The following is a 14,652-nucleotide window of genomic DNA, read 5'->3' as shown; positions in this document are numbered from 1 at the left end:
GTCAGCTCATGTCCAAGTTCTTCCGTCGCCGCAAGTTCTGCAAGTTCACGGCTGAAGGTGTGAAGGAGATCGACTACAAGGATCTCAACACCCTGCGCCAGTACCTGACCGAGAACGGCAAGATCGTGCCGAGCCGCGTCACCGGCACCAAGTCCAAGTACCAGCGCCAGCTGTCCACGGCGGTCAAGCGCGCCCGTTTCCTGGCGCTGATCCCGTACACGGACAACCACGACGTCTGATACGTCCACACCGTCCATTCGGACAGCAAGCGTTGCGGTGCCCCCCGGGGCATCGCTAACGAATAACGGAGCAAGAAAATGAAGCTGATTCTTCTGCAGAAGGTGACCAACCTGGGCAACCTGGGTGACCTGGTCGACGTGAAGCCGGGCTACGGCCGCAACTTCCTGGTGCCGCACGGCAAGGCCGTGCCGGCCACCGAAGCCAACGTCGCCGCCTTCGAAGCCAAGCGCGCCGAATACGAAGCCAAGGCCAAGGCCTCGCACGACGAAGCCGAAGCCCGCGCCGCCAGGTTCGCCGACGCCAGCGTCACCATCGGTGCCCACGCCTCGACCGAAGGCAAGCTGTACGGCTCGGTCGGCCCGCGCGACATCGCCGAGGCCTTCACCGCCGCCGGCCTGCCGCTGGAAAAGAGCGAAGTCATCCTCGGCGAAGGCGCCTTCCGCGCTGTCGGCGAGTACGACGTGCTCATCAAGCTGCACGCCGACGTGGAAGCCACCGTCAAGGTCATCGTCGAAGCCGACGCCTGATCCCTGCGGTCACGCTTTACCCGGAACGGGCGCCGAAAGGCGCCCGTTCTTTTTATCCCTTCCGTCATGGGAGGCAACCCGGCAGGGCTGCCGCGTTGCACGGCGAAGCCGCCCGAAGGGTGGGGCACAGCGATGTGCCGAATGCAGGTGCCCCGCCCGCGAGACAGGATGCCGAAGCGGACGGCGAAGCCGGCCCGAAGGGCGCGCCGCAGGAGCGGAACGCAAGGGGCGGGCGAAGAGGCTGGCGAAGCCTCGTGCAGCCGGATGCCAAGGCCGCGCCGGTACCCTCACCCCAACCCCTCTCCCGCGGGGAGAGGGGCTTATACTGCCCGCGGACCGTTTTTCCCGCGCCCTGATTCCCGCAAACCCAACGGTGCCACCCACCGGCCCGGCACTGGAACCCTGCTGCCCCATGCGTCTATCCACGATCAAGCTTTCCGGTTTCAAGTCGTTCGTCGATCCCACGACGCTGCACCTGCCGACCAACATGACCGGCGTGGTCGGGCCCAACGGCTGCGGCAAGTCCAACATCATCGATGCGGTGCGCTGGGTGATGGGCGAAAGCTCGGCCAGCCGCCTGCGCGGCGATTCGCTGACCGACGTGATCTTCTCCGGCTCGGCCGGGCGCAAGCCGGTGTCGCAGGCCACGGTGGAGCTGATCTTCGACAACACCGACCACACCATCGCCGGCGAGTACGCCTCGTTCAACGAGATATCGGTCAAGCGCACGGTCAGCCGCGACGGCAGCAGCAACTATTACCTCAACGGCACCAAGTGCCGGCGCCGCGACATCACCGACCTGTTCCTCGGCACCGGCCTGGGCCCGCGCAGCTACTCGATCATCGAGCAGGGCATGATCAGCCAGATCATCGAGGCGCGACCGGAGGACCTGCGCGTCTACCTGGAAGAAGCCGCCGGCATCTCCAAGTACAAGGAGCGCCGCAAGGAAACCGAGACCCGCATCCGCCATACCCGCGAGAACCTGGACCGCCTCAACGACCTGCGCGAGGAGATCGGCAAGCAGCTCGAGCACCTGCGCCGGCAGGCGCGCCAGGCCGAGCAGTACCAGGCCCTGCAGGAAGAGCGCCGGGTCAAGGATGCCGAATGGAAGGCGCTGGAATACCGCGGCCTGGATACCCGCCTGGGCGGGCTGCGCGAAGCGCTGGCGCGCGAGGAAACCAGGCTGCAGCAGCTGATCGCCGAGCAGCGCGAGGCCGAGAGCCGCATCGAGACCGGCCGCGTGCGCCGCGAGGAAGCGGCCGAGACGCTGGCGCGCGCGCAGGCCGACGTCTACCAGGTCGGCAGCACGCTGGCGCGGCTGGAACAGCAGATCCAGCACCAGCGCGAGATGGCCCAGCGCCTGCACAAGGCGCGCGATGAAACCCGCCAGGCCCTGGCCGAACTGGGCCAGCACATCAGCGGCGACGAGGCGCGGCTGATGGTGCTGCGCGAGGCGGTGGAGAACGCCGAGCCGCAGCTGGAACAGCTGCAGGAAGAAAACGAATTCCGCCAGGAGGGGCTGCGCGAGGCCGAGGCCGCGCTGCACGACTGGCAGCAGCGCTGGGAAGCGCACAACCGCAACACCTCCGAAGCCACCCGTTCGGGCGAAGTGGAGCGCACCCGCGTCGATTATCTCGACCGCCAGATCCTGGAAGCCGATCGCCGCCGCGAAGCGCTGGCGGCCGAGCGCGCCGGCCTCGACGTGGAGGCGCTGGCCGAGGCGTTCGAGCAGCTGCAGCTGCAGCACGAATCGCAGGCCGCGGCGCTGGACGAACTGAACGAACAGGTGGAGCTGCGCAAGGAAAGCGCGGCGGCGCTGCAGGAGCGGCAGCGCGCCAGCCAGGCCGAACTGGCCGAAGTGCGCAAGCAGGCGCAGGCCGCGCGCGGCCGCCTGTCCTCGCTGGAAACCCTGCAGCAGGCCGCACTGGGCCAGGAGCAGGGCGCCGCGGTGGCCTGGCTGAAGGCGCAGGGGCTGGATTCGGCCGCGCGCGTCGGCGAGCGCATCACCGTCGAAAGCGGCTGGGAAAATGCCGTTGAAAGCGCGCTGGGCCAGCTGATCGAGGGCGTGCTGGTCGATGCGCCCGAGGCGCTGGTCGAGGCGCTGGGCGAGCTGGGCGAGGGGCGCATCGCGCTGGTGTCCGATGCGGAAGGCAGCGCCGCCTTCGCGCCAACGTCGCTGGCCGCGCGCGTGCAGGGGCCGCTGGCGATCCGCCGCCTGCTGGCGCGCCTGCATGGCGCCGAGGATCTGGCCGCCGCGCGTGAACTGCAGCGGCGGCTGGAGGACGGCGACTCGGTCATCACCCGCGGCGGCGAACGCCTGGGCGAGGGCTGGGTGCGGGTGTCGCGGCAGGGAGCGGCCAAGCAGGGCGCGCTGCTGCGCGAACGCGAAATCGTCGCCCTGCGCGAGCAGATCGAGGGCCTGCAGGAGCGCGAGGCCGAACTGGAGCGCCAGCTTGGCGCGTTCCGCGAACAACTGCTGGCCGCCGAGCAGCAGCGCGAGGAAGCGCAGCGGGCGCTGTACCAGGCGCACCGCAGCGCGTCGGAGCTGGCCGGGCAGGTGCAGAGCCAGCGCGGCCGGCTGGAATCGGCGCGCACGCGCATCGAGCGCATCGAGGCCGAGCTTGCGCAGCTGCTGGAAGCGCTGGACAACAGCCGCGAGCAGGCCGGCGAGGCGCGCGTGCGCCTGGAAGACGCGGTGTCCAGCATGGGCGACCTGGAAACCACGCGGCAGGCGCTGGAAGCCGAGCGCCGCCAGCTGACCGAGGCCCGCGACCTGGCGCGCGACGCCGCGCGCAACGTGCGCGACAGCATGCACGCGCTGGCGCTGACTCTGGAATCGCAGCGCGCGCAGATCGCCTCGCTGTCGCAGTCGCTGGAGCGCATGAGCACCCAGCGCGGGCAGCTGGATTCGCGCCTGGGCGAACTGCATTCGCAGCTGGACCAGGGCGACACGCCGGTGCAGGCGCTGGAGGCCGAACACCAGAACACCCTGGCCGAGCGGGTGCGCGTGGACCGGGTGCTGGCCGAGGCGCGCGCGCAGCTGGACGGCATCGATGCCGAGCTGCGCACGCTGGAGCAGACCCGCCACCAGCGCGACGAACAGGCGCTGGCGCAGCGCGAGCGCATTTCCCAGCGCAAGCTCGACCAGCAGGCGCTGGTGCTCAGCGCCGAACAACTGCAGGCCGCGGTGGAAAAGGCCGGCTTCGTGCTGGAGGACGTGGTCAACGCCCTGCCCGAGGACGCGCGCATCGGCGAGTGGGAGCAGGCGGTGCAGCAGATCGACGCGCGCATGCGGCGGCTGGAGCCGGTCAACCTGGCGGCCATCCACGAATACGGCGAGGCCTCGCAGCGCTCGGAATACCTGGAATCGCAGCACGTGGACCTGACCACCGCGCTGGAGACGCTGGAAGAGGCGATCCGCAAGATCGACCGCGAGACCCGCGGCCGCTTCAAGGACACCTTCGACCGCGTCAACGCCGGCGTGCAGGCCCTGTACCCGCGCCTGTTCGGTGGCGGCCACGCCTACCTGGAACTGACCGGCGAGGACCTGCTCGATACCGGCGTGACCATCATGGCGCGCCCGCCGGGCAAGCGCGTGTCCAGCATCTCGCTGCTGTCCGGCGGCGAGAAGGCGATGACCGCGGTGGCGCTGGTGTTCGCCATCTTCCAGCTCAACCCGGCGCCGTTCTGCCTGCTGGACGAGGTGGACGCGCCGCTGGACGAAGCCAACGTCGGCCGCCTGGCCAACATGGTCAAGGAGATGAGCGAGAAGGTGCAGTTCCTGTTCGTCAGCCACAACAAGGCGACGATGGAAGCCGCGCACCAGCTCTCCGGCGTCACCATGCGCGAGCCGGGCGTCAGCCGCCTGGTCAGCGTGGACCTGGAGGAAGCCGCGCGTTTGGCGGGCGCGGCCTGACGTGCCATTCTTTGCCGACCTGAACACGTTGACCGGAGAACCCACCGCATGTCCGACATGGCTCTGTTGCGTATCGGCATCCTGGCCGCCGGAGTGCTGCTGATCGCGGCGATCTTCCTGTTCGGAAGGCCGAAGAAGCCGGCGCAGGGCAAGCGCCGCGAGCCGATCGAAAGCGGCGGGCAGCCGCGGCGCGAGCCGGTGCTGGGCGCGGAGGGCGAGGGCGGCGATGTACCGTCCGGAACCGGGGACACCGCCACCGAAGCGACCCAGCAGGAGCTGGGGCTGCCGGACGTGGAAGCGGCCGGCAGCGAACTGGGCAGGCGCGCCAGCCAGGATTTCGACAAGATCGTCTCGCTGTACGTGGCCGCGCGCGCCGGCCAGTCGCTGCGCGGCGAGGACATCGTGGTGGCCGCCGAGAAGACCGGCCTGGTGTTCGGCTACATGAATGTCTTCCACCGCCTGGTCGAAGGCCACCCCGAACGCGGGCCGATCTTCAGCATGGCCAGCATCATGAAGCCGGGCAGCTTCGACATGGCCCACATCCGCGAGATGGAAACCCCGGCCATCGCCTTCTTCCTCACCCTGCCGGCGCCGATGACCGCGCTGGACGCCTGGGAAAAGATGCTGCCCACCGTGCAGCGCATGGCCGAACTGCTCGACGGCGTGGTGCTGGACGACAGCCGCAACGCGCTGGGCCGCCAGCGCATCGCCCACATCCGCGACGAGCTGCGCGCCTACGACCGCCAGCACCAGGCGCCGCCGCTGACCAAGCCGCCGCGCTGGTGAGCGCGGCTGGACGAGCCATGGGAAGGGGCGCCGAAGGTGGCGCCCCTTCCCGTTTCCGCACCCTGCCACACGCGTTGCATACACCCTGGCGCGGGTAAAATCGGCGCATGACTTCCGACGCCCCCGCCCGCCAGCGCATCGCCGACCTCCGCCAGCAGCTGGCCACGGCCGCGCAGGCCTACCACGAGCGCGACGAGCAGCTGATTCCCGATGCCGAATACGATGCGCTGATGCGCGAGCTGGAAGCGCTGGAAGCGGCGCATCCGCAGTTGGACAGCGCCGATTCGCCCAGTCACCAGGTCGGCGGCAGGGTGTCCTCGCGGTTCGCCGAGGTGGTGCACGCCATGCCGATGCTGTCGCTGGGCAATGCCTTCAGCGACGAGGAGGTGCGCGACTTCGTGCGCCGCATCGACGAGCGCCTGCACCGCGCGCGGCTGCTGTTTTCGGCCGAACCCAAGCTCGACGGCCTGGCGATCAGCCTGCGCTACGAGGAGGGCGTGTTCGTGCAGGGCGCCACCCGCGGCGACGGCACCACCGGCGAGGACGTCACCGCCAACCTGCGCCAGATCAGGGTGATCCCGCATCGGCTCGATGGCGAAGGCTGGCCGGCGGTGCTGGAAGTGCGCGGCGAGGTCTACATGCCGCGCGCCGATTTCGAGAAGTACAACGAACAGGCGCGCCTGCACGGTGGCAAGGTGCTGGCCAATCCGCGCAACGGCGCGGCCGGTTCGCTGCGCCAGCTCGACCCGAAGGTCAGCGCGCAGCGGCCGTTGAGTTTCTACGCCTACGGCACCGGTGAGGTCGACGGCGGCGAATTGCCGGCCACGCATTCGGCGACGCTGGCGCGGCTGGCGCAGTGGGGCTTCCCGGTCAGCGACCTGTGCCGGGTGGTCGAGGGCGCCGACGGCCTGCTCGAGTATTACCGCGACATCGGCGCGCGCCGCGACGGGCTGGCCTTCGACATCGACGGCGTGGTCTACAAGCTCGATGACCGCGAGGGCCAGCGCGAGATGGGCTTCGTCGCCCGTGCGCCACGCTGGGCCATCGCCCACAAGTTCCCGGCGCAGGAGCAGACCACCACGGTCGAGGCGATCGAGATCCAGATCGGCCGCACCGGTGCGGCCACCCCGGTGGCGCGCCTGCAGCCGGTGCAGGTGGCCGGGGTGACCGTCACCAACGCCACCCTGCACAACGCCGACCAGATCGCGCGGCTGGACGTGCGCGTGGGCGATACGGTGATCGTGCGCCGCGCCGGCGACGTGATTCCCGAGGTGGTCAGCGTCATCGCCGGGCGCCGCCCGCCGGGCGCGCAGCCGTGGACGATGCCGTCGGCCTGCCCGGTCTGCGGCGCCGAGATCGTGCGCGAGGAAGGCGCGGCGGTATGGCGCTGTTCGGGCGAACTGAGCTGCCCGGCGCAGCGCAAGGAAGCCATCGCGCACTTCGCTTCGCGCCGCGCCATGGACATCGACGGGCTGGGCGACCGTTACATCGAGACCCTGGTCGACGCCGGCATCGTGCGTGGCGTCGCCGACCTCTACCGGCTCACCCGCGACCAGCTGCTGCATCTGAAGCTGGTACTCGATGCAGCCGACCCGTCCGCGCTCGCCGCCAGCCTCAAGCCGCACCTGCCGGTCGACGGCAGCGGCGCGGCGCTCAACGCCGTGCTCCGGCTCGACGGCAACGATGCGGCCTGGCGCGCGCAGGCGCTGGCATTGCCGGTGGCCTTCGAGTGGAACACGAAGAAGATCGCCACCCGGTGGGCCGACAACCTCATCGCCGCCATCGACGCCAGCCGCGACGCCACGCTGGAACGGCTGCTGTTCGCGCTGGGCATCGAGCACGTCGGCGAGAGCACGGCCAAGGCGCTGGCGCAGTGGTTCGGCGACCTTGAACTGATCCGCCAGCTGCCGTGGCCGCTGTTCAAGCGCGTGCCCGACATCGGCGGCGAGGTAGCGCGCTCGCTCGGCCATTTCTTCGAGCAGGAAGGCAACCAGCAGGCCATCGACGCGCTGCTGCAGGTCGGGCAGGTGCGCATCGGCGATACCCACCTGCCGTCGGCGCGGCTGCACGACGGGCTGGACCTGGCGCAGTTGCTGGTCGAGGCCGAGATTCCCGGCATCACCCGTCTGCGCGCCGAGAAGCTGGTGGCCGCGCTGCCGTCGGCGCAGCAGATCCTCGATGCCGAACCGGAACGCTTCGTCGCCGCCGGCCTGCCCGAGGACACCGCGCGCGCGCTGGCGCAGTGGCTGGACAGCGACAACCATGGCCAGTTGCTGCTCAATGGCGAGCTGCAGATGCGGCGGTTGCTGGAACTGGCGCCGCTGCAGGCCGCGCAGCCGGCCGGGCCGCTGGACGGGCAGACCGTGGTGCTGACCGGCACGCTGTCGGTGCTGACCCGCGACGCCGCCAAGGCGCGGCTGGAAGCGCTGGGCGCCAAGGTCGCCGGCAGCGTGTCGAAGAAGACCGCCTTCGTGGTCGCCGGCAGCGAGGCCGGCTCCAAGCTGGACAAGGCCAACGAGCTGGGCGTGGAAGTGTGGGACGAACCGCGCCTGCTCGCCTTCCTCGCCGAACACGGACAACAGCCATGAACCTGCGATTCCGCCTCGCCACGCCCGGGGATTTCCCGCGCCTGCTCGCCATGGTGCGCGCGTTCTACGCCGAGGACGGGATCACCTTCGATCCGGCGCTGGTCGAGCCCGGCTTGCGCACGCTGCTGGCCGACCCGGCCTGCGGCGCGGTCCTGCTGCTGGAAGGGGGCGATGTGCCCGAAGCCGGCTACATCACCCTGGGCTGGTGCTTCAGCGTGGAGCAGGGCGGTCGCTTCGTGCTGCTGGACGAGCTGTACCTGGCGCCCGCCGCGCGCGGCCGCGGCTGGGGCCGCGCGCGGCGCTGGCACTGGCGCGCGACTGGGCGATCGTCGGGGGCGCCAGCGTGATGCGGCTGGAAGTGAACCACCACAACGCCCGGGCCAAGGCGCTGTACCTGTCGGCCGGCTACCGCGACGACCAGCGCGACATCCTCACCCTGCCGCTGGCGGCCACGCCGAAGGGGCTGCACTCATGAAAAAACGGCAGGACAGCCGTTTTTCACGGCGAAGCCGCCCGCAGGGAGGCGCACGGCCGGTTTTTGCTCCTGCAGAACCGACATTCCCGCCCTCCATGGCGGTCAGAGGTGCGCCATGAAAAAACGGCAGGACAGTCGTTTTTCACGGCGAAGCCGCCCGCAGGGTGGCGCACAGGGATGTGCGCCATGATCGAGGCCCTGCGCCGGCGCGCACGGCTGAACGCCCTGATCCGCGACTTCTTCGCGCGCCGCGGCGTGCTGGAAGTGGAGACGCCGATCATGTCCGCGGCCGGCAACACCGAGCCGAACATCGAAGGCTTCCAGACCCGCTTCAGCGGCCATGTCGACGCCGGCTCGCCGGTGCGCTGGCTGCGCACCTCGCCCGAGTATCCGCTCAAGCGCCTGCTCGCCGCCGGTGTCGGCGACTGCTACGAACTGGGCCGGGTCTTCCGCAACGGCGAGGCCGGCGGCCGCCACAACCCCGAGTTCACCATGCTCGAGTGGTACCGCGTCGGCTGGGACCACCACCGCCTGATCGAGGAGACGGTGGAACTGGTGCGCGCGGCGCTGGCGATGGTCGGGCGCGAAGCGTCGCTGCAGGTGCTGAGCTACCGCGAGCTGTTCATCGACGCGGTGGGCGTGGACCCGTTCGGCGCCGACGAAACGCAGCTGCGCGCGCCGCTGGCCGGGGTCGGCATCAACCCTGACGGCCTCACCCGCGACGACTGGCTGGACCTGCTGATGAGCCATCGCATCCAGCCGCATTTCCCGGACGACCGCATCACCGTGATCCACGACTGGCCGGCCACGCAGGCCGCGCTCGCTCGCATCCGCCCGGGGCGGCCGCCGCTGGCCGAGCGTTTCGAGCTGTACCTGGGCGCGGTGGAGCTGGCCAACGGCTATCACGAGCTGAACGACGCCGTCGAACAGCGCCAGCGCTTCGCGCGCGACCTGGCGGTGCGCGCCGCGCGCGGCCACGTGCAGCCGCCGCTGGACGAAGCCTTCCTGGCCGCGCTGCCGGCCCTGCCGCCCTGCGCCGGCGTGGCGGTGGGCGTGGACCGGCTGCTGATGGCGCTGGCCGGCACCGGCCGCATCGCCGACGTGCTGGCCTTCGATTTCGCACACGCCTGAGCGCATCCGGTCCTGATCGACGCAGGCGCGCGCCTGCCGTTTCCGCCGCATCGCCGGCGCGCATGTATTGCCTGCCTGCCGTGGATGATGCTCTGATCACGGCTGCGGATGCACAATCCGTGTCAGTGGAGTCCATCGGATTGCAGGGCGGGAAGGTCGGATGAAGGGTGTGTGCGGCCTGTTGCTGTGGCTGACGCCGGTGCTGGCCCTGGCCGGGCAGGGCGATGCGTCGCCGGCGGATGCCCCGGTGGTGCGCTGCGAATCGGACGGCAGCGCACGCCAGCGCTGCGCGATGGATGTGTCGCGCGGCGTGCAGCTGGTGCGCCAGCTGTCCACGCAGAGCTGCATCCGCGAGACCAGCTGGGGCGTAGAGGACAGCGGGGTCTGGGTCAGCCGTGGCTGCCGCGCCGAGTTTGCCGCCGAACGGCCGGCGCCCGGGCGGCGTGTGGTACGGCGCATGGTGCGCTGCGAATCCAAGGGCCGGACGGTCACCTGCCCGGTGCTGCTGCGTGGCGCGCCGGTGCGCCTGATCCGCCAGCAGTCGCTGCTGCCGTGCCGGGAAGGGCGCACCTGGGGCTATGGGCGCAACGAGATCTGGGTGAGTCGCGGTTGCCAGGGGCAGTTCGAGGTCGGCGCCGAGGATGGTTCCGGGTTCGTGGATGTTCCGCGCCAGGTCACCTGCGAATCGAAGAGCGAGATGCGCCGGGAGTGCGGGGTGAGCGTCGAGCGCAAGGTCACCCTGGTCAGGCAGCTGTCCAACGCCGCCTGCGAGGAAGGCCGCAGCTGGGGCTGGGACCGCACCGGCATCTGGGTGGACAAGGGCTGCCGCGCCGAGTTTTCCGCCGACTGAGCGCGGCACCGATACAATGGCGCGATGAACCAGAACGACGCCATCGATTACGCCCGCTACGACCATATCCGCCCGATCCGCTGGACCGGCGACGCGCTGGAGCTGCTGGACCAGCGCAGGCTGCCCTTCGTGGTGGAGCACGTGCTGTGCCGCGACAGCGACGCCGTCGCCGAGGCCATCCATGCGCTCACCGTGCGTGGCGCGCCGGCCATCGGCATCGCCGCCGCCTGGGGCGTGGTGCTGGCCGCGCGCGAGGTGGACGCTGCCGACGGCGCGGCCGCGCTGCGCGCGCTGGAGCCGGCCATGGCGCGGCTGAATGCCGCGCGCCCGACCGCCGTGAACCTGGCCTGGGCGCTGGCGCGCATGCGCCGTGCGCTGGCCGCTGCCGGCGGCGACTGGAAGCAGGTGCTGGCGCTGGAGGCGCAGGCCATCGCCGACGAGGACCTGGCCGCCAACCGCCACATGGGCGCGCTGGGCGCCGGCCTGATCGCGCCGGGCAGCGGCGTGCTGACCCACTGCAATACCGGCTCGCTGGCCACCGCCGGCTTCGGTACCGCGCTGGGCGTGATCCGCGCCGGCATGGCGCAGGACCGCATCGCGCGCGTATTCGCCGGCGAAACCCGGCCCTGGCTGCAGGGCGCGCGCCTGACCGTGTGGGAGCTGCAGCAGGACGGCATCGACGCGACCCTGGTCGCCGACTCGGCCGCCTCGCACCTGATGAAGACCGGCGCGGTGCAGTGGGTGATCGTCGGCGCCGACCGCATCTGCGCCAATGGCGATACCGCCAACAAGATCGGCACCTACCAGCTGGCCATCGCCGCGCGCCACCACGGCGTGAAGTTCATGGTGGTGGCGCCGTCCTCGACGGTGGACATGGGCACCGCGCACGGCGACGCGATCGAGATCGAGCAGCGCGACCCGGGCGAGCTGTTCGGCGTCGGCGGTGTGCGTACGGTGGCCGAGGGCATCCAGGCCTGGAACCCGGTGTTCGACGTGACCCCGGGCGGCCTGATCGACGCCATCGTGACCGAGAAGGGCGTGATCCTGGCGCCGGACGAGGCGGCCATGCGCGCCGCTTTCGGCGGCTGAATCCGGCCGCCTGCCTGCCGTCCGCAGCGGTGCGGGCGGCGGCCCTGCGGCAGCGTCCGGCCGGAACCGCGGCGCAGGGCCGCAGCCGGTGGCTAAGTCCCTGATTTATTCCGTTAAAAGTGCTGCCGCCTGAGGCGGCAGACGGCGCCGTGTGGTAAACTCGGCCACTTGAATCGGGCTTGTGCCGGGACCGCCCAGAAGGGCCGTCGGCGCCGCTCCGGACCGCTACCAGAATACGGAATCCGAATGGCAGAAACCGCCAAGGAAATCATCCAGGTCAACCTGGAAGACGAGATGCGCAAGAGCTACCTCGATTACGCCATGAGCGTGATCGTGGGGCGCGCGCTCCCCGACGCCCGCGACGGCCTCAAGCCGGTCCATCGCCGCGTCCTCTACGCGATGCAGGAGCTGGGCGCGCACGCCAACAAGCCGTACTACAAGTCGGCGCGCATCGTCGGCGACGTCATCGGTAAATACCACCCGCACGGCGACAGCGCGGTCTACGACACGCTGGTGCGCATGGCGCAGCCGTTCTCGCTGCGCTACATGCAGATCGACGGCCAGGGCAACTTCGGTTCGGTCGACGGCGACAGCCCGGCGGCGATGCGTTACACCGAGTCGCGCCTGTCGCGGATCAGCCACGAGATGCTGGCCGACATCGACAAGGAAACCGTCGATTTCCAGCCCAACTACGACGAGAAGGAACTGGAGCCGACGGTCCTGCCGACGCGCTTCCCGAACCTGCTGGTCAACGGTTCGGCCGGCATCGCGGTGGGCATGGCCACCAACATTCCGCCGCACAACCTCACCGAATCCATCAATGCCTGCATCGCGCTGATCGACAACCCGTCGATCGACGTCGATGGCCTGATGGAATACATCCCGGGCCCGGATTTCCCGACCGCCGGCATCATCAACGGCACCGCCGGCATCATCGCCGGCTACCGCACCGGCCGCGGCCGCGTGCGCATCCGCGCCAAGGCCGAGATCGAGGTGGCCGACAACGGCCGCGAGTCGATCATCGTCACCGAGATTCCCTACCAGGTGAACAAGGCGCGGCTGATCGAGAAGATCGCCGAGCTGGTCAAGGAAAAGAAGCTCGAAGGCATCAGCGAGCTGCGCGACGAGTCCGACAAGGACGGCATGCGCATCTACATCGAGATCAAGCGCGGCGAGTCGGCCGAGGTCGTGCTGAACAATCTGTACCAGCAGACCCAGATGGAATCGGTGTTCGGCATCAACATGGTGGCGCTGGTCGACGGCCGCCCGAAGCTGCTCAACCTCAAGGAGATGCTGGAGGCGTTCGTCCGCCACCGCCGCGAGGTCGTCACCCGCCGCACCATCTTCGAACTGCGCAAGGCGCGCGCCCGCGCGCACGTGCTGGAAGGCCTGACCGTCGCGCTGGCCAACATCGACGAGATGATCGAGCTGATCAAGACCTCGTCCAACCCCGCCGAGGCCAAGGAGCGCATGCTCGCCAAGGTGTGGGAGCCGGGCCTGGTGGGCGCGCTGCTGGGCGCCGCCGGTGCGGAGGCCTCGCGCCCGGAAGACTTGCCCAGGGGCATTGGCCTGGTCGACGGCAATTACCAGCTGTCCGAGGTGCAGGCTACGCAGATCCTGGAAATGCGCCTGCACCGCCTCACCGGCCTGGAGCAGGACAAGCTCACCGAGGAGTACAAGGAACTGCTGGAAGTGATCGCCGGGCTGATCCATATCCTGGAGAACCCGGACCGCCTGCTGCAGGTGATCCGCGAGGAGCTGGAAAGCGTGCGCGCCGAGTACGGCGACGAGCGCCGCACCGAGATCCGCCACAGCGAGGAAGACCTGGACATCCTCGACCTGATCGCGCCGGAAGACGTGGTGGTGACGCTGTCGCGCGCCGGCTACGTCAAGCGCCAGCCGGTGTCGGCCTACCGCGCACAGAAGCGCGGCGGCCGCGGCCGCAGCGCGGCGGCGACCAAGGACGAGGATTCGATCGAGCAGCTGTGGCTGGTCAATACCCATGACACGCTGCTGACCTTCACCAGTTCCGGCAAGGTGTTCTGGCTGCCGGTGTACCAGCTGCCGGAAGCCGGCTCCAATGCGCGCGGCCGCCCGATCATCAACTGGATCGCGCTGGAGAACGGCGAGCGCGTGCAGGCGGTGCTGCCGGTGCGCGAATACGACGACAACCACTTCGTGTTCTTCGCCACCCGCAACGGCACGGTGAAGAAGACCCCGCTGAGCGAGTTCGCCTTCCGCCTGGCGCGCGGCAAGATCGCCATCAACCTGGATGAGGGCGACGCCCTGGTCGGCGTCGGCCTGACCGACGGCGAGCGCGACATCCTGCTGTTCGCCTCCAACGGCAAGACCGTGCGCTTCGGCGAGGACAGGGTCCGTTCGATGGGCCGCACCGCCACCGGCGTGCGCGGCATCAAGATGGCCAAGGGCGAGGAAGTGGTCAGCCTGATCGTGGCCGAAAGCGCCGGCGGCGCCGAGGACGAGGGCGAGGACGATAACGGTGTCGAGGAAGTGGCGGCCGATGGCGGCGAGATCGTCGAGTCGGCGGACGACGCCGGCGTGCAGTACATCCTCACCGCCACCGAGAACGGCTACGGCAAACGCACCCCGCTGGCCGACTACCCGCGCAAGGGCCGCGGCACGCAGGGCGTGATCGGCATCCAGACCAGCGAGCGCAACGGCAAACTGGTCAGCGCGGTGCTGCTGGGCACGGGCGACGAAGTGCTGCTGATTTCCGATGGCGGCACCCTGGTGCGCACCCGCGGCTCGGAAATCTCGCGCGTGGGCCGCAACACCCAGGGCGTGACCCTGATCCGCCTGTCCAAGGGCGAGAAGCTGCAGGCGGTCGAACGCCTGGACGCCTCGCTGCAGTCGGTCGACGATGCGGACGAGGATGCCGCGCCGGCCGACGCGGAGCAGGCGGCGACTCCGCCGGAAGCCTGATCGGCGGCATCCGCGTGGAATGAAAAGCGCCGGCGCAAGCCGGCGCTTTTTTGTTGCCGCCATGGCGGCAATCCTGCGGGCCATGGACAAGCGAAGATCAGAACCGC

11 protein-coding genes are annotated in these 14,652 nt (G+C 69.9%); all 11 read left to right on the top strand.

Going from position 1 to position 14,652, the window contains the following annotated elements:
• Positions 1 to 8 precede the first annotated feature (8 nt).
• The 11 genes from rpsR to gyrA all read left to right on the top strand — a co-directional run bounded on the left by rpsR (position 9) and on the right by gyrA (position 14,545).
• Positions 9 to 239, top strand: a complete 231-nt coding sequence (gene rpsR / locus AC06FP_RS12580; RefSeq protein ID WP_054666474.1) for a 30S ribosomal protein S18 — start codon at positions 9 to 11, stop codon at positions 237 to 239.
• Positions 240 to 317: 78 nt separating this feature from the next.
• Complete coding sequence (gene rplI, locus AC06FP_RS12575; protein ID WP_478075731.1) at positions 318 to 767, top strand: 50S ribosomal protein L9; 450 nt, start codon at positions 318 to 320, stop codon at positions 765 to 767.
• Positions 768 to 1,179: 412 nt separating this feature from the next.
• Positions 1,180 to 4,683: a chromosome segregation protein SMC gene (smc, locus tag AC06FP_RS12570; protein ID WP_478075730.1), complete on the top strand. Its 3,504-nt coding sequence runs from the start codon at positions 1,180 to 1,182 to the stop codon at positions 4,681 to 4,683.
• Between the two features lie 48 nt (positions 4,684 to 4,731).
• Positions 4,732 to 5,469, top strand: a complete 738-nt coding sequence (gene zipA, locus AC06FP_RS12565) for a cell division protein ZipA (RefSeq protein WP_478075729.1) — start codon at positions 4,732 to 4,734, stop codon at positions 5,467 to 5,469.
• 107 nt (positions 5,470 to 5,576) lie between these two features.
• Positions 5,577 to 8,057 (top strand): NAD-dependent DNA ligase LigA, encoded by a 2,481-nt coding sequence (ligA, locus tag AC06FP_RS12560; RefSeq protein ID WP_478075728.1) that lies wholly within the window; start codon positions 5,577 to 5,579, stop codon positions 8,055 to 8,057.
• The gene (locus AC06FP_RS12555; protein ID WP_478075727.1) at positions 8,054 to 8,404 is read left to right on the top strand and encodes a GNAT family N-acetyltransferase; all 351 of its coding nucleotides are present in this window, start codon (positions 8,054 to 8,056) and stop codon (positions 8,402 to 8,404) included. The genes ligA and AC06FP_RS12555 overlap by 4 nt, the downstream gene beginning before the upstream one ends.
• Positions 8,404 to 8,532 (top strand): hypothetical protein, encoded by a 129-nt coding sequence (locus tag AC06FP_RS12550; protein ID WP_478075726.1) that lies wholly within the window; start codon positions 8,404 to 8,406, stop codon positions 8,530 to 8,532. The genes AC06FP_RS12555 and AC06FP_RS12550 overlap by 1 nt, the downstream gene beginning before the upstream one ends.
• 186 nt (positions 8,533 to 8,718) lie before the next feature.
• Positions 8,719 to 9,663: an EF-P lysine aminoacylase EpmA gene (gene epmA / locus AC06FP_RS12545; protein WP_478075725.1), complete on the top strand. Its 945-nt coding sequence runs from the start codon at positions 8,719 to 8,721 to the stop codon at positions 9,661 to 9,663.
• A 160-nt stretch (positions 9,664 to 9,823) separates the two neighbouring features.
• Complete coding sequence (locus tag AC06FP_RS12540) at positions 9,824 to 10,513, top strand: DUF3011 domain-containing protein (RefSeq protein WP_478075724.1); 690 nt, start codon at positions 9,824 to 9,826, stop codon at positions 10,511 to 10,513.
• Positions 10,514 to 10,537: 24 nt separating this feature from the next.
• Positions 10,538 to 11,602, top strand: coding sequence for an S-methyl-5-thioribose-1-phosphate isomerase (gene mtnA / locus AC06FP_RS12535; protein WP_478075723.1), 1,065 nt, complete (start codon positions 10,538 to 10,540; stop codon positions 11,600 to 11,602).
• A 246-nt stretch (positions 11,603 to 11,848) separates the two neighbouring features.
• Positions 11,849 to 14,545, top strand: a complete 2,697-nt coding sequence (gene gyrA, locus AC06FP_RS12530) for a DNA gyrase subunit A (RefSeq protein WP_478075722.1) — start codon at positions 11,849 to 11,851, stop codon at positions 14,543 to 14,545.
• Positions 14,546 to 14,652 lie beyond the last annotated feature (107 nt).

The sequence above is a fragment of the Stenotrophomonas sp. Steno-Z2 genome, assembly GCF_056393235.1.
Note: the sequence above shows the minus strand (reverse complement) of the source record. Positions and strands in the feature narration are given on the sequence as shown.

Coding starts and splice junctions, on each gene's coding strand:
- rpsR (WP_054666474.1), top strand. CDS start 9: ATGTCCAAGTTCTTCCGTCGCCGCAAGTTCTGCAAGTTCACGGCTGAA.
- rplI (WP_478075731.1), top strand. CDS start 318: ATGAAGCTGATTCTTCTGCAGAAGGTGACCAACCTGGGCAACCTGGGT.
- smc (WP_478075730.1), top strand. CDS start 1,180: ATGCGTCTATCCACGATCAAGCTTTCCGGTTTCAAGTCGTTCGTCGAT.
- zipA (WP_478075729.1), top strand. CDS start 4,732: ATGTCCGACATGGCTCTGTTGCGTATCGGCATCCTGGCCGCCGGAGTG.
- ligA (WP_478075728.1), top strand. CDS start 5,577: ATGACTTCCGACGCCCCCGCCCGCCAGCGCATCGCCGACCTCCGCCAG.
- AC06FP_RS12555 (WP_478075727.1), top strand. CDS start 8,054: ATGAACCTGCGATTCCGCCTCGCCACGCCCGGGGATTTCCCGCGCCTG.
- AC06FP_RS12550 (WP_478075726.1), top strand. CDS start 8,404: ATGCGGCTGGAAGTGAACCACCACAACGCCCGGGCCAAGGCGCTGTAC.
- epmA (WP_478075725.1), top strand. CDS start 8,719: ATGATCGAGGCCCTGCGCCGGCGCGCACGGCTGAACGCCCTGATCCGC.
- AC06FP_RS12540 (WP_478075724.1), top strand. CDS start 9,824: ATGAAGGGTGTGTGCGGCCTGTTGCTGTGGCTGACGCCGGTGCTGGCC.
- mtnA (WP_478075723.1), top strand. CDS start 10,538: ATGAACCAGAACGACGCCATCGATTACGCCCGCTACGACCATATCCGC.
- gyrA (WP_478075722.1), top strand. CDS start 11,849: ATGGCAGAAACCGCCAAGGAAATCATCCAGGTCAACCTGGAAGACGAG.